This is a genomic window from Azospirillum sp. ST 5-10, assembly GCF_051225715.1.
Lineage (GTDB): Bacteria > Pseudomonadota > Alphaproteobacteria > Azospirillales > Azospirillaceae > Azospirillum.
In genome coordinates, this window is record NZ_JBPJSP010000007.1 from 174,745 (window position 1) to 193,515 (window position 18,771).

An 18,771-nucleotide genomic window follows, 5' to 3' on the forward strand; every position below is an offset into this window, starting at 1 on the left:
GGGGGAGGGAATCTCGGTCAGGTCAGCTTCACGCCGTCCTGACGCATGATCACCCACTGCTGGGCGACCGAGAGCAGGTTGTTCCAGGCCCAGTAGATGACCAGGCCGGCGGGGAAGCTGGCGAGCATGAAGGTGAAGACGATGGGCAGGAAGGCGAACACCTTCTGCTGCACCGGGTCGGGCGGCGCCGGGTTCATCCTCTGCTGCAGCCACATGGTGACGCCCATGATGAGCGGCCAGGCGCCCAGCATCAGCATGTGCGGCGGGTCCCACGGGATCAGGCCGAACAGGTTGAAGATGGTGGTCGGGTCGGGCGCCGACAGGTCGTGGATCCAGCCGAAGAACGGCGCGTGCCGCATCTCGATGGTGACGAAGAGCACCTTGTAGAGCGCGAAGAACACCGGGATCTGGATCAGGATCGGCAGGCAGCCCGCCATCGGGTTGACCTTCTCGCGCTTGTACAGCGCCATCATCTCCTGGTTCAGGCGGGCCTTGTCGTCGTCGAACTTCTCGCGCAGCTCCTGCATCTTCGGCTGCAGCTTCTTCATGCGGGCCATCGCATGGTAGGACTTGTTGGCCAGCGGGAAGAACAGCAGCTTGACGCAGACGGTGAAGACGAGGATGGCCACGCCGAAGTTGCCGATCGTCCCCGCCAGGAAGTCCAGCGCGTAGAAGAACGGCTTGGTCAGGAAGTAGAACCAGCCGAAGTCGACCGCGAGGTCGAAGTTGGTGATGCCGTACTGCTCGGCGTAGGCGTCCAGGAGCTTCACCTCCTTGGCGCCGGCGAACAGCCGGGTGGTGTCCTCGACGGTGGTGCCGGGCGCGACCTCGACCGTGCCGCCCATCAGGTCGACCTGGTAGCGGTCCTCGCTGCCGCGCTGGTTGTAGAGGAAGCGCGCCGTCACCTGCTGTTCCTTGCCCGGCACCAGCGTCACCAGCCAGTACTTGTCGGTGATGCCGATCCAGCCGCCGGTGGTCTGCTTGGTGATCGTCTTGCCTTCCGACTTCAGGTCGCCGTAGTCGACCTCGGTGAGGCTGCCGTCGAAGACGCCGAGCGGGCCTTCGTGGAGGATGTAGTAGCCCGACGTGTGCGGCGTGCCGTGGCGCGACGCCAGCGCGTAGGGCAGCAGGCGCGCCGGCTGGTCGGTGGTGTTGCGCACGCGCTGCGTCACCGTGAACATGTATTCCTTGTCCACGGCGATGGTGCGCTCGAACACCAGGCCCTGCCCGTTGTCCCAGGTCAGGGTCAGCGGGCTGTCGGGGGTCAAGGTCGGCTGCCCCTGGACCGTCCAGCGGGTGTCCGGGGCGGGGGTCGGCACCGAGCGGTCGGCGGGCACCCAGCCGAACTCGGCGAAATAGGCGTCGTTGGCGCCGAGCGGCGACAGCAGCACGATCTCCGGGCTCGCCGGGTCGGGCGTGACGTGGTAGTCGGCGAGGGTGAGGTCGTCGATCCGCCCACCCACCAGGTTCACCGACCCGTGCAGCGACGGCGTGTTGATGCGCGCGCGCTGGCCCTCGGCGAACTGCTCGGCGATCAGCTGCGCCCGGTCGCGCGGCGCCCCGGGCGCCGTCCCCGGGGCCGAGGGCACCCCGGCCGGCTGCTCGGTCTGCGTCGTCGTCTGCTGCTGCGCCAGTTCGGCCTGACGCTGCTGGACCTTCGGCGCCTCGTAGAGGAATTGGAAGCCCAGCAGGATGGCGATCGACAGCACGATCGCGAGGAGGAGGTTGCGTTGGTCGGTCATGGTTCCCCGAGTGTGTCCGTCGGGCCTTCCGTCAGTGGGCCGCCCTGGGGCGCGCCGGCGTCGCGCTGCCGGCCTAGTGGTGGTGATGCGCCGCTCCGCACGCGCCGCCGGTCGGGCGGTCGTGGGCGCAGCGGCCGTGTCCGTGGGCGTCGCCCGCCTCCGGCACCGGGTCGTAGCCCGAACCGCCCCACGGGTGACAGCGCGCGAGCCGCCGCACCGTCAGCCAGCCGCCGCGGATCGCGCCGTGCTTAGATAGCGCGTCGAGCGCGTAGTTGGAACAGGTCGGTAGGAATCGGCAGCTCTGTCCGATGAACGGGGACAGGGTCCACTGGTAGAGGACGACCAGCGCCCGCAGCCCATGGGCCAGCGGACTCATCCGATTCGGGCGGGGCCGGTTCAAGCTGGGCCGGTCCGCACGGGAGCCGGTGGGCGGCGTCATGGCTGCGCTTCCTCCGGCGTCGTCTCGCGCCACAGGCCGAGGCGCTTGAGCGCGGCGCGCAGGTCGCCGATGAGGTCCGGCCAGGGCCGGGTGGCGGTCTCGCGCCGGGCCACCAGCACGAAGTCGTGGCCGGGTGCCGCGTGGACGGGCAGAATCTGGCGTGCCGCCTCGCGCAGGCGGCGGCGGGCACGGTTGCGCACGACGGCGTTGCCGACCTTGCGGCTCGCCGTCAGGCCAACGCGCAGCGGCGGCTCGCCGGAGGCGGGCCGCTGCCGGTCATCATGTCGGCGCACCTGCAGGATCAGGCCGGGAGCGACGTGCTTGCGGCGCGTTCCGGCCACGGCCAGGAACTCCGGCCGCCGCTTCAGGCGCCCGACCGCACGGTCCGGCGCCGTCATGGCATCCTCAGGCGCTCAGGACCTTGCGGCCCTTGGCGCGGCGGCGGGACAGCACCTTGCGGCCGCCGACCGTAGCCATGCGGGCGCGGAAGCCATGCCGACGCTTGCGCACGATTTTGCTGGGCTGGAACGTGCGTTTCACGACACTCTACTCCGTCAGATCGAACACGGGACAAAACGAGCCCCGCTGTATAGAGACAGGCGCCCACCGAGTCAACGGGAAGCGGCGCCGTTTCGTCGTGCGCCGGCGGCGCCTCCCGCCGGCGGTGGCGTCGCAGGGGAACGGACGGCAAGGGGCGTGGGGCGGAGTGCGGTGGCATGGCGCAGGACGGTGCGGAGTGGCTGGATGCGTTTCCCGCTCTGACGACCCTGGAGCCGGACGCGCTGGCGCGGCTGCGGGGCGGCGCCCGGACGGTCCGGCTGCCCCGCGGCGCCGTGGTGTTCACCCCCGGCAGCCTGTGCCGCAGCTACCTGATGGTCGTCGACGGTTCGGTGCGCGTGCAGATGGTCGGCGAGTCGGGGCGCGAGATCGTGCTCTACCGCGTCCAGCGCGGCGAGACCTGCATCCTCACCACCGCCTGTCTGATGGCGCGGACCGACTACGGCGCCGAGGGGATCGCCGAGACCGCGGTCACCGCGGTGGCGCTGGAAGCCGCGCTGTTCCACGCCATGCTGGCGTGCTCCGCGGTGTTCCGCGACGTCGTCTTCACGTCCTTCGGCACCCGGCTGACGGGGCTGATGATGCTGGTGGAGGAGGTGGCGTTCGGCCGCATCGACCTGCGCCTCGCCCGCTTCCTGCTCGACCACCGCGACGGCGGCGGCGGGCTCGACACCACCCACCAGGCGCTGGCGGTCGAGCTGGGCACCGCGCGCGAGGTGGTGAGCCGCCAGCTCAAGGAGTTCGAGCGGCGCGGCCTGGTCGGCCTGACCCGCGGCCGCGTCGCCGTGCGCGACGCCGCCGCGCTGGAACGGCTGGCCGGGCCGGCCCACCACCGTGACTAGGTCACAGACGGCGTGCGGGCATCGGCGCACACTGGGCGCTCGTCAACCAAACCGAAGCGGAAGAGGAGCGTCCCATGCCCACGAACGTCGGCGGCGTCGACCGCGCCCTGCGCGCCATCGTCGGCCTCATTCTCATCGCCCTGGTCTTCGTCGGGCCGCAGACCCCCTGGGGTTGGATCGGCCTCGTGCCGCTGCTGACGGCGGTGATCGGCTATTGCCCAGCCTACACCCTGCTCGGCGTCAAGACCTGCTCGGCGTCGCGCGACAAGACGGCGTGAATCGCGGCCCTTCCCCGCCCCGGGCGGGGAAGGGAGCCCCCGTCCCCGTCCACAAGGGGACCGTCCCGGTGCCGCGCGATGGGCGTCGCGATGCCCGGGCCCTCAGCCGCGCGGCGCGTGCTTGTTGAGGATGCGCTGCAGGGTGCGGCGGTGCATCTTCAGGCGGCGTGCCGTCTCCGACACGTTGCGGTCGCACTGCTCGAAGACGCGCTGGATGTGCTCCCAGCGCACGCGATCGGCCGACATCGGGTTGTCCGGCGGCTCCGGCAGCGTCCGGCCGTCGGCCAGCAGCGCCGATTCCACGGCGTCGGCGTCGGCGGGCTTGGGCAGGTAGTCGACCGCGCCGGCCTTCACCGCGGCCACCGCCGTGGCGATGTTGCCGTAGCCCGTCAGCATGACGATCCGGGCGTCGGGGCGGGCGTCGCGCAGGCATTTCACCACGTCCAGGCCGCTGCCGTCGGCCAGCCGCAGATCGACCACGGCGAAGGCGGGCGCCGATTCCTGCGCCACCTCGACGCCGAGCTGCACGCTGTCGACCGCGACCACGTTGAAGCCGCGCTTCTCCATGGCACGCGCCAGGCGAACGCGGAACGGCGCGTCGTCGTCGACGATCAGCAGACTGCGGGTCACGTCCCCGGTAAACGTCAGATTCGCGGTCTCGACCGCGGGACTCTCATCCGTGACCATCGTCCTGTCCATCCCTAGTCCTTCGGTTCCAGGAGAGCGCGCGGCCAGCGTACGACGACGCGTGCGCCACCGCTACGATTGTTGCTATACCCAACATTCGCGCCGGTCTTCTCCAGGAGGGTCTGCGCGATGAAGATGCCCAGCCCCATGTGACCACCGCCGCGATCGCCGCGCGTCGAGATGTAGGGCTCGCCGATGCGGCTGAGCACAGTCGGCGGGAATCCGGGCCCGTCGTCCATGATCGAGATCATGGCGGCGTCGGAATCCCACGACGCCGCCACCGTCACCCGGCGTTCGGCGAACTGGTAGGCGTTCTGCACGAAGTTGCCGAGGCCGTGCAGGATCTCCGGGCTGCGGCGGACGATCGGCTCGTCGACGTCCGGATCGCCCTGGCGCTCCACCTCCAGGGCGATGCCGCCGACGGCGTGGGGCGCCGCCGCCGCCTCGATCAGCGCCGACAGGGGCACGCGTTCGAACGGGTCGCCGCCGTCGGCCTCCGGCTTGCGGGCGAGGTCGGCGAGGATCTCGCGGCAGCGCATCACCTGGCTCTGCAGGAGCGTCACGTCCTCGGCGAAGGGGCTGTCGGGCGGCAGGTCGTGCAGCAGCTCCTTGGCGACCACGGCGATGGTGCCCAGCGGCGAGCCGAGCTCGTGCGCCGCCGCCGCCGCCAGGGCGCCCAGCGCGCCCAGCCGCTGCTCGCGCGCGAGCGCGACCTGGGTGGCCGACAGGGCGTCGGCGAAGCGCCGGGCCTCCTCGGCGACGCGGAACACGTAGGCGGCGATGAAGACCGACGACACCGACAGGGACAGCCAGATCCCGAAGGCGTAGAGCGGCACCACCGCCGGCAGCGCCTCGGGCCAGGGCAGCGGGAACTGCCAGAGCGCCAGCACGGTCAGGCAGGCGAGGCTGAGGCCGGTGAGCAGCACGACCGAGTAGCGCGACAGGATCGCCGCCGCCACCGTCATCGGCGCCAGGATGAGGATGGCGAAGGGGTTGGAGAGGCCGCCGGTGAGGTACAGCAGCAGCGACAGCTGCAGCATGTCGTAGGCGAGGTAGAGGGCGGCGTCGCGGTCGGCCAGGCGCAGCCGGCCGCCGCGCTGGGCCATCGCCACGAGGTTGAGCAGGACCGAGGCGCCGATGGCGGCCAGCACCGGGCCGACCGGCAGGTCGAAGCCCAGGCCGAACTGCACCACGAGCACCGTGGTGAGCTGCCCCAGCACGGCGATCCAGCGGATCAGGATCAGGGTGCGCAGGGTGATCCGCCCGTCGCGCGCCGACCACATGGTCGGGGTGAAGGACGTGTCGGACGACGCAGGGGGGGGTGAATCGGTGGTGGCGGCGAAGGACATGGGCGTGGACGATCCTCGAACGGGCGGCCATATAGAGGCGCCATGAGCGATTATGCCATCACGGCCGAGGGGCTGACCAAGCGATTCGGCGCCGTCACCGCGGTCGGCGGGCCGGCCGGCGGCATCGATTTCACGGTGCCGCGGGGCGCCGTGGTCGGCCTGCTCGGCGGCAACGGGGCGGGCAAGACCACCACCATCTCCATGCTGCTCGGCCTGCTGCTGCCCACCGCCGGCCGCGTCGCCGTGCTGGGCGTCGACATGGCGCGCGACCGCTACGCGGTGCTGGGGCGGATGAACTTCTCCTCGCCCTACGTCGATTTGCCGCACCGGCTGACCGTGCGCGAGAACCTCACCGTCTACGCCCACCTCTACGGCCTGCCGGAGGTGCGCCGGCGGGTGGCGGAGCTGGCCGAGCATCTCGACGTCGCGGCCTTCCTCGACCGTCCGGCCGGCAGCCTGTCGGCCGGGCAGAAGACGCGGGTGGCGCTGGCCAAGGCGCTCCTGAACCGGCCCGACGTGCTGCTGCTGGACGAGCCGACGGCCTCGCTCGACCCCGACACCGCCGACTGGATCCGCACCTATCTGGAGCGCTACCGCCGGGAGGCCGGGGCGGCGATCCTGCTGGCCTCGCACAACATGCAGGAGGTCGAGCGGCTGTGCGACGAGGTGCTGGTGATGCGCGCCGGCCAGATCGTCGACCGCGGCGCGCCGGAGGCCCTGCTGGCCCGCTACGGACGCGACACGCTGGAGGAGGTGTTCCTGGACATCGCCCGCGACCGCCGCAACGAGGCGGCGGAGTGATGCGCATGACCGGCGCGTCCCCGGCCCGCCGCATCGGCGCCATGGTGCTGCGCTACTGGTTCGTGCTGCGCGGCTCCTGGCCGCGCCTGCTCGAGCTCGCCTACTGGCCGACGGTGCAGATGGTGATGTGGGGCTACATCAACCAGTTCATGGCCCAGCAGAGCGCGTGGTTCGCCCAAGGGGCCGGGGTGCTGGTCGCCGCCGTGCTGCTGTGGGACGTGCTGTTCCGCGGCCAGCTCGGCGTGTCGATCTCCTTCCTGGAGGAGATGTGGTCGCGCAACCTCGGCCACCTCTTCGTCAGCCCGCTGCGCCCCTGGGAGTGGGTGGCGTCGCTGACGGCGATGAGCCTGATCCGCACGGTGATCGGCGTCCTGCCGGCGGCGCTGCTGGCGATCCCCTTCTTCGGCTACTCGGTGTTCGGCCTCGGCCTGCCGCTGGCCCTGTTCTTCGCCAACCTGCTGGTCTTCGGCTGGTCCCTGGGCCTCTTCATCATGGCGCTGATCCTGCGCCACGGCATGGGGGCGGAGGGGCTGGCGTGGATCGTCGTGTTCGTCCTGGCCCCGGTCAGCGCCGTCTACTATCCCGTGACCGTCCTGCCGGGCTGGCTGCAGCCGCTCGCGCTGTGCCTGCCGTCCACCCACGTCTTCGAGGGGATGCGCGCGGTGGTCTTCGCCGGCGGCGTGGCGTGGGGCCACATGGCGGCGGCGGCGGCGCTCAACCTCGCCTTCCTCGCCCTCGGCGCGGCCGCCTTCCTGTGGTCGTTCCGCAACGCCCGCAGCCGCGGCGCCCTGCTGCAGACGGGGGAGTGAGGGCGGCCGGCCCGACAGACGCGCAAGCGGGGTGAGGGATAGGGATGGAGCGATTCGTGGTCGTCTCCGGCTGCTCGGGCGGCGGCAAGTCGACGCTGCTCGCCGCGCTGGCCCGCCGCGGCTTCCCGGTCGTCGAGGAGCCGGGGCGGCGGATCGTCGCCGACGAGGCGGGCAGGGGCGGGAGCGCCCTGCCCTGGGTGGACATGGCCGCGTTCGCCCGCCGCGCCATCGCCCTGGCGCTGGACGACCGGGTGTCGGCGGCGGCGCACGGCGGCCGGGTCTTCTTCGACCGCGGCGTCGTCGACGCCGCCGCGGCCCTCCAGCACTGCACGGGCGAGCCGGCCCTGGAGACGCTGGGCCGCCGCCACCGCTACCACCGGCGGGTCTTCCTGACGCCGCCCTGGCCCGAGATCTGGCGGAACGACGCGGAGCGGCGGCACGGCTTCGCCGCGGCGGTCGACGAGTACGACCGGCTCCTGGCGGCCTACGCCGTGCTGGACTACGAGGTCTGCGTCCTGCCCAAGGTGCGGGTCGAGGAACGGGCGGACCACCTGCTGGCCCGCCTGGCCGCGGGCTGATCCGGTGCCCACGGCATCCCCCACGTCTGGATCGCCCGCGGCCGGCCATGGTAGGGTCCGTCCCGACCGTTTCCAGACTTCCGTTGAGCGCCATGAAGCTGTCCGAGATCGCCGCCGCCCTCGACGCCCGCCTTGAGGGCGACGGGTCCATCGAGATCGTCCGCGCCGTCCATCCCGCCGAGGCCGAAGGGGCGGGCGACCTGGCGCTCGCCATGGACAAGGATCTGCTGGCGCTGCTCGCCGGCACGCGGGCCCGCGCCGCCGTCGTCGCCGACGGGGCGGCGGTGCCCGACGGGCTGGCCGGCTGGATCGTCGTCGGCCGGCCGCGCTACGCCATGGCCGGCCTGCTCGACCTCTTCGAGCGCCCGGTGCACGCCGCTCCGGGCGTCCACCCTTCGGCCTGCGTCGCGGCCGACGCGGTGCTGGGCGAGGGCGTCTCGGTCGGTCCCTTCGTCTATGTCGGACCGAAGGCGGTGGTCGGCGACCGCACCATCCTGATGCCGCACGTCACCGTCGGCGCCGAGGCGCGCATCGGCCGCGACGGGCTGCTGCACGCCGGCGCGCGGATCGGCGAGCGGGTGGTGCTGGGCGAGCGCTGCATCGTCCAGCCCAACGCCGCCGTCGGCAACGACGGCTTCAGCTTCGTGACGCCGGAGCCGGGCAGCGTCGAGACCGCCAAGACCACCGGCAAGGTGGGGGCGACCAACGTGCTGATCCGCCGCGTCAACTCCATCGGCACGGTGATCGTCGGCGACGACGTGGAGATCGGCGCCGGCGCCTGCATCGACCGCGGCACCGTCACGGCGACCCGCATCGGCAACGGCACCAAGATCGACAACCTCGTGCAGATCGGCCACAACGTGCAGGTCGGCAGCAACTGCATGCTGTGCGGCCAGGTCGGCATCGCCGGCTCGGTGGTGGTGGGCGACCGCGTGGTGATGGCCGGCAAGGTCGGCGTGGCCGACCACGTCACCATCGGCTCCGACAGCGTCATCGCCGCCTATTCCGGCGTCGGCACCGACATCGCGCCCAAGTCGGTCTACATGGGCATCCCGGCGATGCCGCGTGCCCAGGCATTCTCCCAGTTGAAGAGCCTAGGCCGTTTGAAGCGTCTCTTCTCGGAAGTGGCAGACCTGAAGAGCCGTCTCGCGGCGGTGGAGCGACGCGCTAACGTTTCCGGCGGACCGACGCCGGAGACCGGGGAATGAACGCAGTCGAGAACGACGTCCTCGCCATCATCGCCGAGAAGGGCCAGGTGGAGCGCGCCAAGCTGGCGCCCGACGCCAAGCTCGCCGACCTCGCCATCGCGTCGCTGGACGTGATCGAGATCGTCTTCGCCCTGGAGGACCGCTTCCGGGTGGAGATCCCCTTCAACGCCAACGACGCCCGCACCGAGTTCCAGACGGTGGGCGACATCGTCCGCGCCGTCCAGGGCGTGGTCGCCGAGCGCGGCGCCGCCTGAGCGCCGTGGCCGCCTGCCACGCCGCGCCGGTGGTGGTCACCGGCCTCGGCGTCGTCGCCCCGACCGGCCTCGGCGTGCCGGCCTTCGCCGAATCGCTGTTCGCCGGCCGCAGCGCCATCGGCCCGCTGACCCTGGTCCCCACCGAGCGCCTGGCGGTGAAGGTCGCCGCCGAGGTGCGCGGCTTCGTGCCCGAGGCCCATTTCGAGGCGCGCCGGCTCGGCCTGCTCGACCGCGTCGCCCAGTTCGCCGTGGTGGCCGCCCGCGAGGCGGTGGCGATGGCCGGCCTCGCCTTCGATCCGGCGCTGGGCGCCCGCACCGCCACCGTGCTGGGCACCGGGGTCGGCGGCATCGGCACGCTCGACGACGGCTACCGCCGCCTCTACGGCGAGGAGGCGCCGCGCCTGCACCCCTTCACCATCCCGCGCCTGATGGTCAGCGCCCCGGTGTCCCACGTCTCCATGGAGTTCGGGCTGACCGGGCCGGCCTTCACCGCCGCCAGCGCCTGCGCCTCGTCGGGCCATGCCATCGCCATGGCCCTGCAGCTGCTGCGCGCCGGGCTGGCCGACGTCGCGGTGACCGGCGGCGCCGAGGCGAGCCTGAGCTTCGGCGCGCTCAAGGGCTGGGAGGCCATGCGCATCGTCAGCCCCGACACCTGCCGGCCCTTCAGCCGCGACCGCAGCGGCATGGTGCTGGGCGAGGGGGCGGCCGTCCTGGTCCTGGAGACCGCCGCGCACGCCCGCGCCCGCGGCGCCGAGCCGCTCGCCGAACTGGCCGGGGCCGGCATGTCGGCCGACGCCCGCGACATCACCGCACCCGACCGCGCGGGGGCGGCGCGCGCCATGCGCCTGGCCCTGACGGACGCCGGCCTGGCGCCGCAGGACGTCGACTACGTCAACGCCCACGGCACCGGCACGGCGGCCAACGACGCCTGCGAGGCGGCGGCGCTCGCCGACGTCTTCGGCGCGGCGCTGCCGCCGGTGTCGGCCTCCAAGTCGATGTTCGGCCACGCGCTGGGCGCCGCCGGGGCGCTGGAGGCGGTGGCGACGGTGCTGGCGATGCGCCGCGGCCTGCTGCCGCCCACCGCCAACTTCACCGAACCCGACCCGGCCTGCCCGGTGGACGCCGTGCCCAACGAGGCCCGGCCGGCGGCGGTGCGCGCCGCCCTGTCCAACTCCTTCGCCTTCGGCGGCCTCAACGCGGTGCTGGCGTTCCGGTGCATCGCCGCGTGAGAGCGGCCCGCCCGGCCCGGCGTCCGCCGCCGGCTACGCCGCGCGGATCTTGCCGAGGAAGCGGTCGATCTGCTCCCGCAGGGCGTCCGCGTCGGACGACAGGGCGGCGGCGGCCGACTTGACGGCGCCGGCGGCGGTTTCGGTGTCGCGGGCGGCCTGCTCGACTCCCCCCACGTTGGCCGACACGCGGCCCGTGCCGTGGGCCGCCTCCTGGGTGTTGCGGGCGATCTCGCGGGTGGCGGCGTCCTGCTCCTCGACGGCAGCGGCGATGGTGCCGGAGATCGTGCTGATCGTTTGCACGGTGCCGCCGATGCCGCGGATCGCCGTGACCGCCTGGCCGCTGGCGGTCTGGATGCCCTCGATCTGCGTCGTGATCTCCTCGGTGGCGCGGGCCGTGGAGGTGGCGAGGCTCTTGACCTCGGAGGCGACGACGGCGAAGCCCTTGCCGGCCTCGCCGGCGCGCGCCGCCTCGATCGTGGCGTTCAAGGCCAGCAGGTTGGTCTGGCTGGCGATCTCGGTGATGAGGTGGGCGACCTCGCCGATCTTGGTCGCGGCGGCGGCCAACTGTTCCACGGTCGCATTGGTCCGCCCCACCTCCTGGACGGCGTCGCCCGTGATGCGGTTCGCCTCGGCGATTTGCCGGCCGATCTCGCCGATCGATGCGGTCAGCTCCTCGGCGGCCGAGGCGACGGCCTGCACGTTGGCGGAGGCCTCGCCGCTGGCGGCGGTGAGGGCGGCGGAGCGCTGGCGGGTCGCCTCGGCGGTCCGGTCCATGCCGGCGGCGGTGTCCTGCATGGCATGGGCCGAGCGGCCGAGCGCCTCGAGCCGGCCGCGCACGGCGGTCTCGAACTCCGCCAACAGGGTCTCCACGGCGGCACGGCGTTGCTCCTTGCGCGCGTCGTCCTGGCGTCGCTCCTCCTCCAGCCGGCGCATGGCGCGGGCGTTGTCGCGGAACGTGTGCAGGGCGTGGGCGAGGACGCCGATCTCGTCCTTCCGGCCATCGTCGACGGCTTCCAGCGGCACATCGAGATCGCCGCGCCCCAGCCGCTCGGTGGCGGCGGCGAGCAGGCGCAAGGGGCGCGACACCTGCGCACCGGCGACCCACACCAGAGCGCCCAGCGCCACCGTGATGCCGACCGCCGACAGCAGGGTCTGCCACAGCGCCGCCGCGGCGTAGAGCGCCTCGCCCTCCGCTTGGGCGGCGGTCATTCGGGTCGTGGCGGCGTCGACCAGCGCGTCGGCCTCGCCGGAGATCTTGAAGCGGGTGTCGCGCAGCCCCTGCATGATGGTGGTGTAGGCCTCGTCCTTCCGGCCGGCGGCGGCCAGGGCGAAGATGTCCTGGGCGATGCGGTCGTAGGCGGCGGCGAGATCCTGGATGGCGCGCGTCGGGGCGGCGATCTCCTGGGGCGGCCGGGTGTCGAGGATCTTGCCGGCGAAGTCCACCATGCTGGCGAAACGCTGCTTGTAGCGGCCTTGGATGGTGGCGACGTCCTGCGCCTTGCTGGCGAGCACGGCGTTGGAGATGGCGATGGCGGTGACGTTCAACTCGCCGTTCAGGCGCAGCGCCATCTCCAGGCGGGCGGCGTCCTCGCCGATGAGGCGGGCGTTGCGCCCGTGCAGGGTCGACAGGGTCGACAGGCCGTAGACGACGATGCCGGCGGTGATCGCGGCGATGAAGAGGGTGGGCAGCAGGATCTTGACGAAAACCCGGGCGTTGGCGAGGGGGGTGGGCATGGAACAGGCCTCCAGCGCGGCCGCACGAGGGGACCCGGCGTGCCGGACGAAACGGTTACACAAGATAGATCGCGGTGGTTGCCGGTCCGTTTACGATTCCTCGAACACCTCGCGCCACGCCGCCATCAGCGCCGAATCGACCTCGGGCATGGTCACCAGGTGGCCGAGCGCCACCATCGAGGTGACGCCGTGCTGGCTGATGCCGCAGGGGACGATGCCGGCGAAGTGCCCGAGGTCCGGCTCGACGTTCAGGGCGACGCCGTGGAAGGTGACCCAGCGGCGCACCCGCACGCCGATGGCGGCGATCTTGTCCTCCTGGCCCTTGCGGCCGCCGTAGGGCCCCTTGTCGACCCAGATGCCGACCCGGCCCTCGCGCCGCTCCCCCTTGATGTTGAAGGCGGCGAGCGTGCGGATCAGCCACTCCTCCAGCGCACAGACGAAGGCGCGGACGTCGCCGCCGCGCCGCTTCAGGTCCAGCATGACGTAGGCCACCCGCTGGCCCGGCCCGTGGTAGGTGAACTGGCCGCCGCGCCCGGTGCGGAAGACCGGGAAGCGGTCGGGGTCCAGCAGGTCCTCGTCGCGGGCGCTGGTGCCGGCGGTGTAGAGGGGCGGGTGCTCGAGCAGCCACACCGTCTCGGGCGCCGTGCCGGCGCGGATCGCCTCGACCCGCTCCTCCATGAAGGCCAGCGCCTCGGGGTAGGGGACGGGCTCGTCGCTGATCCGCCACTCGATGGCGGCGGCGGTGGCGGCGGTGGCGTCGGCGTCGGCCGGCAGGGCCGGGCCGGCGTCGGGGAGGGGGGGACAGGAGGGCGTCACTTTTTTTCCCAAGGATGCGATTGCATGGCTTGATCCGCTGCGAAGAGTCTGGTATTCCCCCGCTCCACCCGGACGCAAGCCCAAACGGGCTCCGGGAGGACTACCAGCCCTGCGGTCGTGGCGGAATTGGTAGACGCGCAGCGTTGAGGTCGCTGTGGCCGAAAGGCCGTGGAAGTTCGAGTCTTCTCGACCGCACCATCCCCAAGCGATTGGGGCCCCAAGCGATTGGGGAACGACGAAAAACCCGCTGGCCCCTGGGCCGAGCGGGTTTTTTCGTGCCGGCGCCGGCCCCGGGGCACGGGCCCGGTGGCGGGCCGTGCCGGAGGCGGTTCAGCGGGTCAGGAGGCGGGCCGTTCCAGGCCGCCATGGGCGAACCGGTCGACGAAGCCGGGGTCGTCGGCCGGCGACACGCCGAAGGCGTCGACCAGACGGTGCCGGCCGGCCGGCAGGGCGACGAGCAGGAACGGAACCGCCGAGCGCGCCGTGACGACGTTGGCGTGGGTGCGGTTGGCGCAGTGCGGCACCTTGGCGTGCCCGTCCAGGCTGCGCACGCCGGAGGTGCCGTTGGCGCCGCGCACCAGGACGCGGGCGCCGACCCGCGGCGGCCCGCCCAGGTCGGCCGGGTCCGGGGCGAGGATCTCCGCCTCGCGGTACCAGCGGTCGACGGCGAACCCGGTGTCGACGACGAGCGCCGGCCGGTCCAGGACGAAGCTGTGGGTGCGCACGCACACCCCCTCGCCGACCACGTCGATGGTCGTCTCGACCCGCTGAAGGCCGGAGCGCCAGACCGCGCGCAGCCGCTCGCCGTCGACCGACGCCTCGTCGTTGTGCTGGCGCATCTGCCAGTTGGCCCCGTCGTCGAAGCTGAAGGCCAGGATGTTGTCGCCGAACTTCAGCATCTCCGCGTACTGGAGGGCGTTGACCTCCATGCCGAAGCGGGTGGAGTAGGCGAACTTGTTGTACTTGTCCGCCTGCACCTTGCGGTGGACGGGGGCGGCGTAGTGGACGACGGCGTGCCCGCCGACGCGCTCCGCCACGGCCGGGCAGGCCGGCATCGGCTGGACGCGGCGGGGATAGGCCACCGGCTCCTCCTCGGCGGTCCAGAACGGCGACTCCGCGGGCAGGAGGAGCGGGGCGAACGCCTTGAGCGCCCAGTAGGGCGAGGTCGGCGAGTTGTACTCCTCGCAGACCAAGAGGTTGGGATAGGCGTAGCCGCGCGCCAGCACGCCGTCCGCGGCGAAGATCGGCTTGTCCCGCCAGCAGCGGATCTGGCGCGCCCACAGGCCCTTGATCTGGCCCATGGGAAGCGGCTCCAGGCCGGCCACGGGAAGCATGCCCCAGAAGGCGGCGGTGGCGAAGCGGTAGGTCAGCGAGCGGCCCTGGGCGAGGCAGGCGCCGTCCTCGGCGAACCAGTAGGCGAAGGGCAGGGCGAAGGCCGCCGCCCGCTCCAGGAAGAGGGCGCGCAGGCGCGGGTCGGGGTCGCGGGCGAAGCGGGCGTAGGCCAGCCCGTAGAAGTGCAGGGCGAAGCCGCCGTAGTGGTCGATCGCCCCGGCGTCGCCGTCGCCGTACCACCCGTCGCCGCGGTACCAATTGCTCAGCCGGTCGAGGCAGGCGGCCTCCAGGGCCTCGTCGACGAGGCCGCCCCGGCCCACCGCCTTCAGCCCCTCCTGCACGAGGACGGTGAAGAACAGCCAGTTGTTGGCCGGCATGCGGCGGCCCTGGATGCCGGCCAGCCAGCCGGCGAGGTTGTCCTTCTGCCGCGCCGTGAGCGGGTCCCAGCCCTGCTCCGGCAGGAGGGAGAGCAGCAGGCCGATGGCGGCCATCTCGACGCTGCGCTGGTCGATGTCGCCGGTGCGGCCCCAGAAGCGGGGGTGGTCGGGGTCGGTGCCGTCGGCGATCGCCTGGCGCAGCAGGGGCCAGTGCGCGAAGGCGCCGCCGCCGAGCGCCAGCGGGACGAGACCCCACAGCGGCCGCGCGACGCCTTCCAGGGCGCTCGCCCGCATGTCGTAGTGGGCGCCGCCCTCGTGCAGGTCGAGGGCCGCACCCCCGGCCTCCAGGTGGGGCACCAGCGGCTCCACCAGGTCGGCCACGCAGCGCTGGAAGTCCGCGCGCGTTCTCAGGGGGTTGTCGGAAAAACGCGGGAAGAACGCCACATTCCTTCTCCCATGTCACCTTCGCCCCATGGCGGGGGCCGGCGCGGCGGATGGTCTGCCCCACCGGGGGCGCGCGCTCCGCCCGCCCGCCGCCGCGCCGGGGCCGGCGGACGGGGCGGAGCGCGCCCCCCGCCTACATCACCCCGAACAGCCGCGGCAGGAACAGGCTGAACGCCGGCAGATAGGTCGTCACCATGAGGCCGACGAACTGCACGGCGAAGATCGGCACCAGCGGCGGCACCACCCGCGTGATCTTCTCCCCGGTGATGCCGCAGGAGACGAACAGCACGGTGCCGACCGGCGGCGTCACGATTCCCATGCAGAGGTTGTAGACGATGATCACGCCGAAATGCACGGGGTCGACGCCCATGCCCGTCACCACGGGATAGAGGATCGGCGTGAAGATCAGCATCGCCGGCGACATGTCCATGAAGGTGCCGATGACCAGCAGGGCGACGTTGATCAGCAGCAGGATGACGTACTTGTTGTCGCTCATGCCGGTCAGCATCGCGCCGATGGTGTCGGGGATGCCGGCGAACGTCATGCTCCAGCTCATCAGGCCGGAACAGGCGATGAGGAAGAGGATCACGCCCGAGGAGACGAGGGTCTCGGTGGCGACGGTGATCAGCTTCCGCACCGTCAGGCTGCGGTAGATCAGCGCCAGGACGACGCTGTAGAGGACGGCGATCCCCGACCCCTCGGTCGCCGTGAAGGCGCCGCCGACGATGCCGCCGATGACCAGCACCACCAGCAGCAGGCTGGGCACGGCGCGCCCGAGGATGCGCAGCAGCTCCGCCCGCTCGTAGGGGGTATGGTCGGCGTCGTGGCCGTGCCGCCGGGCATAGATCGCCGCCACCAGCATGACGCTGACGCCCATGACGATGCCGGGGAAGTAGCCGGCCAGGAACAGGGCGACGATCGAGGCGCTGCCGCCGGTGATCAGGGAATAGACGATGAAGGCGCCGGTCGGCGGGATCAGCATGCCGGTCGGCGCCGAGGCCGCGTTGACCGCCGTGGTCATCGCCATGTCGTAGTTCTTCTCGCGGGCGATCGGCGCGACGATGCTGCCGATGGCGGTCGCCGCGGCGATGCCCGACCCGGAGAGGCAGCCGAACAGCATGTTGGCGAGGACGTTGGTCTGCCACAGGCTGCCGGGGATGCGCTTGCCGATGACCATGGCGAGGTCGATGAGGCGGCGGGCGATGCCGCACTGGTTCATGATGGCGCCGGCCAGCACGAAGAAGGGCAGGGCGAGGAAGCCGAAATTGTTCAGCCCGTTGAAGATCTGGCCGCCGACCGTGGCCGACAGGGCGTCGGCGTCGATCTGCAGGCTGAGGGTGAAGATGCCGGACAGGGCGAGCCCGACGGAGATCGCCGTGCCCAGGGCGAGGAAGAGGAAGAACGCGCCGAACAGCACCACCAGGGAGAACATCATCAGGTGCTCGTCCACCAGGTACTGGTACGTCTGCGTCTGCCGGCCGGCGACCGCCGCGGCGATCACGCCGATCATCGCCAGGGAGCACACGGCGATGGCGGCGAGGTTGCCGGCGTCGGCCCGCACCAGCCGGGTCAGCTCGACCAGCTGCGAGAAGATGATGATGCCGCCGGTGATCAGCAGGACGCTTTGCAGCGAGCCCATCGGCAACTGCAGGATCGGCGACAGGGTCAGCGCGTTGTCGATGATCGAGCGGTAGCCGCCGACGCACAGGACGACGCCGAACCCCAGGGTCAGCAGCGCGTTGACGATCCGCAGGCGCTGCTGGTTGCGCTCCGACAGCATGTCCATGACCAGCGGCAGGTTGAGGTGCCGGTTCTCCATGAAGCAGAACCCGGCACCCAGGATGCCCATCCAGATCAGGGCGTAGCGGAGGAACTCCTCGGTGAAGCTGCTCGGATCGTTGAAGATGTAGCGCGACACCACCTGGTAGACGATGAGGACGCTCATGACCAGGAGAAGGATCAGGAGAGCGCCTTTGATCAGGGCGGTGAGGTGATGGGGGACGGCATCCAGCCTCTGCAGGATGCCGTCGCGTTCGGCTTCGACCAGTTCCTGTTGCATCTCGGGCTTCCCGATCATGAGCCGCGGCTGGGCACGCGCGCTCGTCCGTGGGCGTCGATCGTTCCGAAACTTTCGTGAAATGTTTCGGCGCGGGGCGGCCCGCCGCGGCGCGCCGCCCCGGTCGCGCTCAGAGCGCGCGCCCCTCGATCGCGAAGATGGTCTCCAGGAGCGGCCGCATCCGCTCGTTCTCGCGGGCCTTCTGGTACATCGGCTCGACGGCCTTCATCAGCGGCGTCGTGTCCACCGTCACCAGGGTCACGCCGAGGCGCTCGACGGCCTGCTGCGCCGCCGCCATCTGGTGGGCGTCGGCGACGGCGAGCGAGGTCGCGCTCACCCGGGCGAACTCCTCCTCCAGGACCTTCAGGTCGGCGGCGCCGATGCGCTCGCGGAACTTCAGGCTGGTGACGGCGAAGTCGGTGAGCCGGGTCTGGTTGGTGACGAGCGCCCATTTGGCGACCTCGCCCAGCTTGCCGTCGAGCAGGCCGGCGAGGCCGCCCTCGGCGCCGTCGACCACCCGCTGCTGCAGGCCGGCGAACAGTTCGGAGCGGCCGAGCGGGGTGGGCACCGCGCCGAAGCGCTTCAGCATCTCGATGTAGGTCTCGCTCGGCATGGTGCGGATCTTCAGCCCGGCGAGATCCGCCGCCGTCGCCACCGGCTTGGCGACGTAGATGCTCCGGAAGCCGGTGCTCAGGAAGCCGAGCGGGGCGAAGCGGTGTTCGGCGGCGGTCTTGAACAGCGTCTCCCGGACCTCCGGCGCGTTCATCACCTTGCCGTACTCGTCGGCGGTGCGGAACATGTAGGGCAGGTTGATGACGCTGAACGCCGGGATGAGGTTCTCCAATGTCGCGCTGTTGACCAGTCCGGCATCGACGACGCCGGACTGGATCTGCTGAAGGTAGTCCTCCTGGCTGCCGAGCACGCTGTTCCAGAAGAACTTGAACGAGATGCGGCCTTCGGTCCGTTCCTCGACGCGCTTGGCGAAGTCGTTCAGCAGGTCGGCGCTGGTCCCGGAATTGGCGATGTTGGTGGCGAACTTGTAGCTCGCCGCCTGCGCGCCGGCGCTCAGGGCGGCCAGAACTCCCGCGATGATCAGGGTCTTACGAAGCACTCTCACGTTCTCCTCCTGGTGGGAACCGGTGCGTTCCCGGTGGACGCGGTCGGTCGCCGCTCGTCCGTGCGGGGCTGGCGGTGCCGCACCCGCACGGCCCGGCGGCGTGCAGAACCCGCCGCCGCGC

General features: G+C 71.7%; 19 protein-coding genes and 1 tRNA gene. 9 read left to right on the plus strand and 11 right to left on the minus strand.

What is annotated here, in order from left to right; all coding sequences use genetic code 11:
• Nucleotides 1–17: 17 nt before the first annotated feature.
• The 4 genes from yidC to rpmH all read right to left on the minus strand — a co-directional run bounded on the left by yidC (nt 18) and on the right by rpmH (nt 2,721).
• Nucleotides 18–1,742 (minus strand): membrane protein insertase YidC, encoded by a 1,725-nt coding sequence (gene yidC, locus ACSBPG_RS11035; protein WP_435537211.1) that lies wholly within the window; start codon nt 1,740–1,742, stop codon nt 18–20.
• A 73-nt stretch (nt 1,743–1,815) separates the two neighbouring features.
• Nucleotides 1,816–2,118, minus strand: coding sequence for a membrane protein insertion efficiency factor YidD (yidD, locus tag ACSBPG_RS11040; RefSeq protein ID WP_435537212.1), 303 nt, complete (start codon nt 2,116–2,118; stop codon nt 1,816–1,818).
• A gap of 59 nt (nt 2,119–2,177) precedes the next feature.
• The gene (rnpA, locus tag ACSBPG_RS11045) at nt 2,178–2,579 is read right to left on the minus strand and encodes a ribonuclease P protein component (RefSeq protein ID WP_435537213.1); all 402 of its coding nucleotides are present in this window, start codon (nt 2,577–2,579) and stop codon (nt 2,178–2,180) included.
• Nucleotides 2,580–2,586: 7 nt separating this feature from the next.
• Nucleotides 2,587–2,721 carry a 50S ribosomal protein L34 gene (rpmH, locus tag ACSBPG_RS11050; protein WP_435537214.1) on the minus strand — a complete coding sequence of 45 codons (135 nt, stop codon included), beginning with the start codon at nt 2,719–2,721 and terminating at the stop codon, nt 2,587–2,589.
• Nucleotides 2,722–2,897: 176 nt separating this feature from the next.
• Between rpmH and ACSBPG_RS11055 the strand changes: the two genes are divergently transcribed.
• Nucleotides 2,898–3,581, plus strand: coding sequence for a Crp/Fnr family transcriptional regulator (locus ACSBPG_RS11055; RefSeq protein ID WP_435537215.1), 684 nt, complete (start codon nt 2,898–2,900; stop codon nt 3,579–3,581).
• A 74-nt stretch (nt 3,582–3,655) separates the two neighbouring features.
• On the plus strand, nt 3,656–3,859 hold the full coding sequence (locus tag ACSBPG_RS11060) for a YgaP family membrane protein (RefSeq protein ID WP_435537216.1): 204 nt from the start codon (nt 3,656–3,658) through the stop codon (nt 3,857–3,859).
• A gap of 102 nt (nt 3,860–3,961) precedes the next feature.
• On the opposite strand, the gene ACSBPG_RS11065 is transcribed toward ACSBPG_RS11060, so the two are convergent.
• Both ACSBPG_RS11065 and ACSBPG_RS11070 read right to left on the minus strand, forming a co-directional pair.
• Nucleotides 3,962–4,489 carry an ActR/PrrA/RegA family redox response regulator transcription factor gene (locus ACSBPG_RS11065; protein WP_435537217.1) on the minus strand — a complete coding sequence of 176 codons (528 nt, stop codon included), beginning with the start codon at nt 4,487–4,489 and terminating at the stop codon, nt 3,962–3,964.
• 71 nt (nt 4,490–4,560) lie between these two features.
• Entirely contained in the window at nt 4,561–5,895 is a 1,335-nt protein-coding gene (locus tag ACSBPG_RS11070; RefSeq protein ID WP_435537218.1) for an ActS/PrrB/RegB family redox-sensitive histidine kinase, read from the minus strand.
• A 42-nt stretch (nt 5,896–5,937) separates the two neighbouring features.
• On the opposite strand from ACSBPG_RS11070, the gene ACSBPG_RS11075 reads away from it, so the two are divergent.
• The 6 genes from ACSBPG_RS11075 to ACSBPG_RS11100 all read left to right on the plus strand — a co-directional run bounded on the left by ACSBPG_RS11075 (nt 5,938) and on the right by ACSBPG_RS11100 (nt 10,774).
• Complete coding sequence (locus ACSBPG_RS11075; protein WP_435537219.1) at nt 5,938–6,696, plus strand: ABC transporter ATP-binding protein; 759 nt, start codon at nt 5,938–5,940, stop codon at nt 6,694–6,696.
• A 5-nt stretch (nt 6,697–6,701) separates the two neighbouring features.
• Nucleotides 6,702–7,505 carry an ABC transporter permease gene (locus ACSBPG_RS11080; protein ID WP_435537220.1) on the plus strand — a complete coding sequence of 268 codons (804 nt, stop codon included), beginning with the start codon at nt 6,702–6,704 and terminating at the stop codon, nt 7,503–7,505.
• A 44-nt stretch (nt 7,506–7,549) separates the two neighbouring features.
• Nucleotides 7,550–8,083, plus strand: coding sequence for an AAA family ATPase (locus ACSBPG_RS11085; protein ID WP_435537221.1), 534 nt, complete (start codon nt 7,550–7,552; stop codon nt 8,081–8,083).
• A 92-nt stretch (nt 8,084–8,175) separates the two neighbouring features.
• Nucleotides 8,176–9,291: a UDP-3-O-(3-hydroxymyristoyl)glucosamine N-acyltransferase gene (gene lpxD, locus ACSBPG_RS11090; RefSeq protein WP_435537222.1), complete on the plus strand. Its 1,116-nt coding sequence runs from the start codon at nt 8,176–8,178 to the stop codon at nt 9,289–9,291.
• Nucleotides 9,288–9,545, plus strand: a complete 258-nt coding sequence (locus tag ACSBPG_RS11095) for an acyl carrier protein (RefSeq protein WP_435537223.1) — start codon at nt 9,288–9,290, stop codon at nt 9,543–9,545. Before lpxD ends, ACSBPG_RS11095 begins: the two co-directional genes overlap by 4 nt.
• 5 nt (nt 9,546–9,550) lie before the next feature.
• Nucleotides 9,551–10,774 carry a beta-ketoacyl-[acyl-carrier-protein] synthase family protein gene (locus tag ACSBPG_RS11100; RefSeq protein ID WP_435537224.1) on the plus strand — a complete coding sequence of 408 codons (1,224 nt, stop codon included), beginning with the start codon at nt 9,551–9,553 and terminating at the stop codon, nt 10,772–10,774.
• Between the two features lie 33 nt (nt 10,775–10,807).
• Here the strand turns inward: ACSBPG_RS11100 and ACSBPG_RS11105 are convergent, their stop codons facing one another.
• Together ACSBPG_RS11105 and lipB are read right to left on the minus strand one after the other, a co-directional pair.
• Nucleotides 10,808–12,508 carry a methyl-accepting chemotaxis protein gene (locus ACSBPG_RS11105; protein ID WP_435537225.1) on the minus strand — a complete coding sequence of 567 codons (1,701 nt, stop codon included), beginning with the start codon at nt 12,506–12,508 and terminating at the stop codon, nt 10,808–10,810.
• A 90-nt stretch (nt 12,509–12,598) separates the two neighbouring features.
• Nucleotides 12,599–13,282, minus strand: a complete 684-nt coding sequence (lipB, locus tag ACSBPG_RS11110) for a lipoyl(octanoyl) transferase LipB (protein WP_435537255.1) — start codon at nt 13,280–13,282, stop codon at nt 12,599–12,601.
• Between the two features lie 153 nt (nt 13,283–13,435).
• On the opposite strand from lipB, the gene ACSBPG_RS11115 reads away from it, so the two are divergent.
• Nucleotides 13,436–13,522: transfer RNA gene (locus tag ACSBPG_RS11115), tRNA-Leu, on the plus strand.
• A gap of 140 nt (nt 13,523–13,662) precedes the next feature.
• Here ACSBPG_RS11115 and ACSBPG_RS11120 read toward each other — a convergent pair.
• The 3 genes from ACSBPG_RS11120 to dctP form a co-directional block, all read right to left on the minus strand.
• On the minus strand, nt 13,663–15,477 hold the full coding sequence (locus ACSBPG_RS11120; protein ID WP_435537226.1) for a DUF2264 domain-containing protein: 1,815 nt from the start codon (nt 15,475–15,477) through the stop codon (nt 13,663–13,665).
• A 133-nt stretch (nt 15,478–15,610) separates the two neighbouring features.
• Nucleotides 15,611–17,536 (minus strand): TRAP transporter large permease, encoded by a 1,926-nt coding sequence (locus ACSBPG_RS11125; RefSeq protein WP_435537227.1) that lies wholly within the window; start codon nt 17,534–17,536, stop codon nt 15,611–15,613.
• A gap of 127 nt (nt 17,537–17,663) precedes the next feature.
• Nucleotides 17,664–18,644 (minus strand): TRAP transporter substrate-binding protein DctP, encoded by a 981-nt coding sequence (gene dctP / locus ACSBPG_RS11130; protein ID WP_435537228.1) that lies wholly within the window; start codon nt 18,642–18,644, stop codon nt 17,664–17,666.
• Between the last annotated feature and the right edge of the window lie 127 nt (nt 18,645–18,771).

Coding starts and splice junctions, on each gene's coding strand:
- ACSBPG_RS11105 (WP_435537225.1), bottom strand. CDS start 12,508: ATGCCCACCCCCCTCGCCAACGCCCGGGTTTTCGTCAAGATCCTGCTG.
- ACSBPG_RS11125 (WP_435537227.1), bottom strand. CDS start 17,536: ATGCAACAGGAACTGGTCGAAGCCGAACGCGACGGCATCCTGCAGAGG.
- ACSBPG_RS11085 (WP_435537221.1), top strand. CDS start 7,550: ATGGAGCGATTCGTGGTCGTCTCCGGCTGCTCGGGCGGCGGCAAGTCG.
- ACSBPG_RS11070 (WP_435537218.1), bottom strand. CDS start 5,895: ATGTCCTTCGCCGCCACCACCGATTCACCCCCCCCTGCGTCGTCCGAC.
- yidC (WP_435537211.1), bottom strand. CDS start 1,742: ATGACCGACCAACGCAACCTCCTCCTCGCGATCGTGCTGTCGATCGCC.
- ACSBPG_RS11055 (WP_435537215.1), top strand. CDS start 2,898: ATGGCGCAGGACGGTGCGGAGTGGCTGGATGCGTTTCCCGCTCTGACG.
- ACSBPG_RS11060 (WP_435537216.1), top strand. CDS start 3,656: ATGCCCACGAACGTCGGCGGCGTCGACCGCGCCCTGCGCGCCATCGTC.
- ACSBPG_RS11075 (WP_435537219.1), top strand. CDS start 5,938: ATGAGCGATTATGCCATCACGGCCGAGGGGCTGACCAAGCGATTCGGC.
- lpxD (WP_435537222.1), top strand. CDS start 8,176: ATGAAGCTGTCCGAGATCGCCGCCGCCCTCGACGCCCGCCTTGAGGGC.
- ACSBPG_RS11095 (WP_435537223.1), top strand. CDS start 9,288: ATGAACGCAGTCGAGAACGACGTCCTCGCCATCATCGCCGAGAAGGGC.
- ACSBPG_RS11080 (WP_435537220.1), top strand. CDS start 6,702: ATGACCGGCGCGTCCCCGGCCCGCCGCATCGGCGCCATGGTGCTGCGC.
- yidD (WP_435537212.1), bottom strand. CDS start 2,118: ATGAGTCCGCTGGCCCATGGGCTGCGGGCGCTGGTCGTCCTCTACCAG.
- rnpA (WP_435537213.1), bottom strand. CDS start 2,579: ATGACGGCGCCGGACCGTGCGGTCGGGCGCCTGAAGCGGCGGCCGGAG.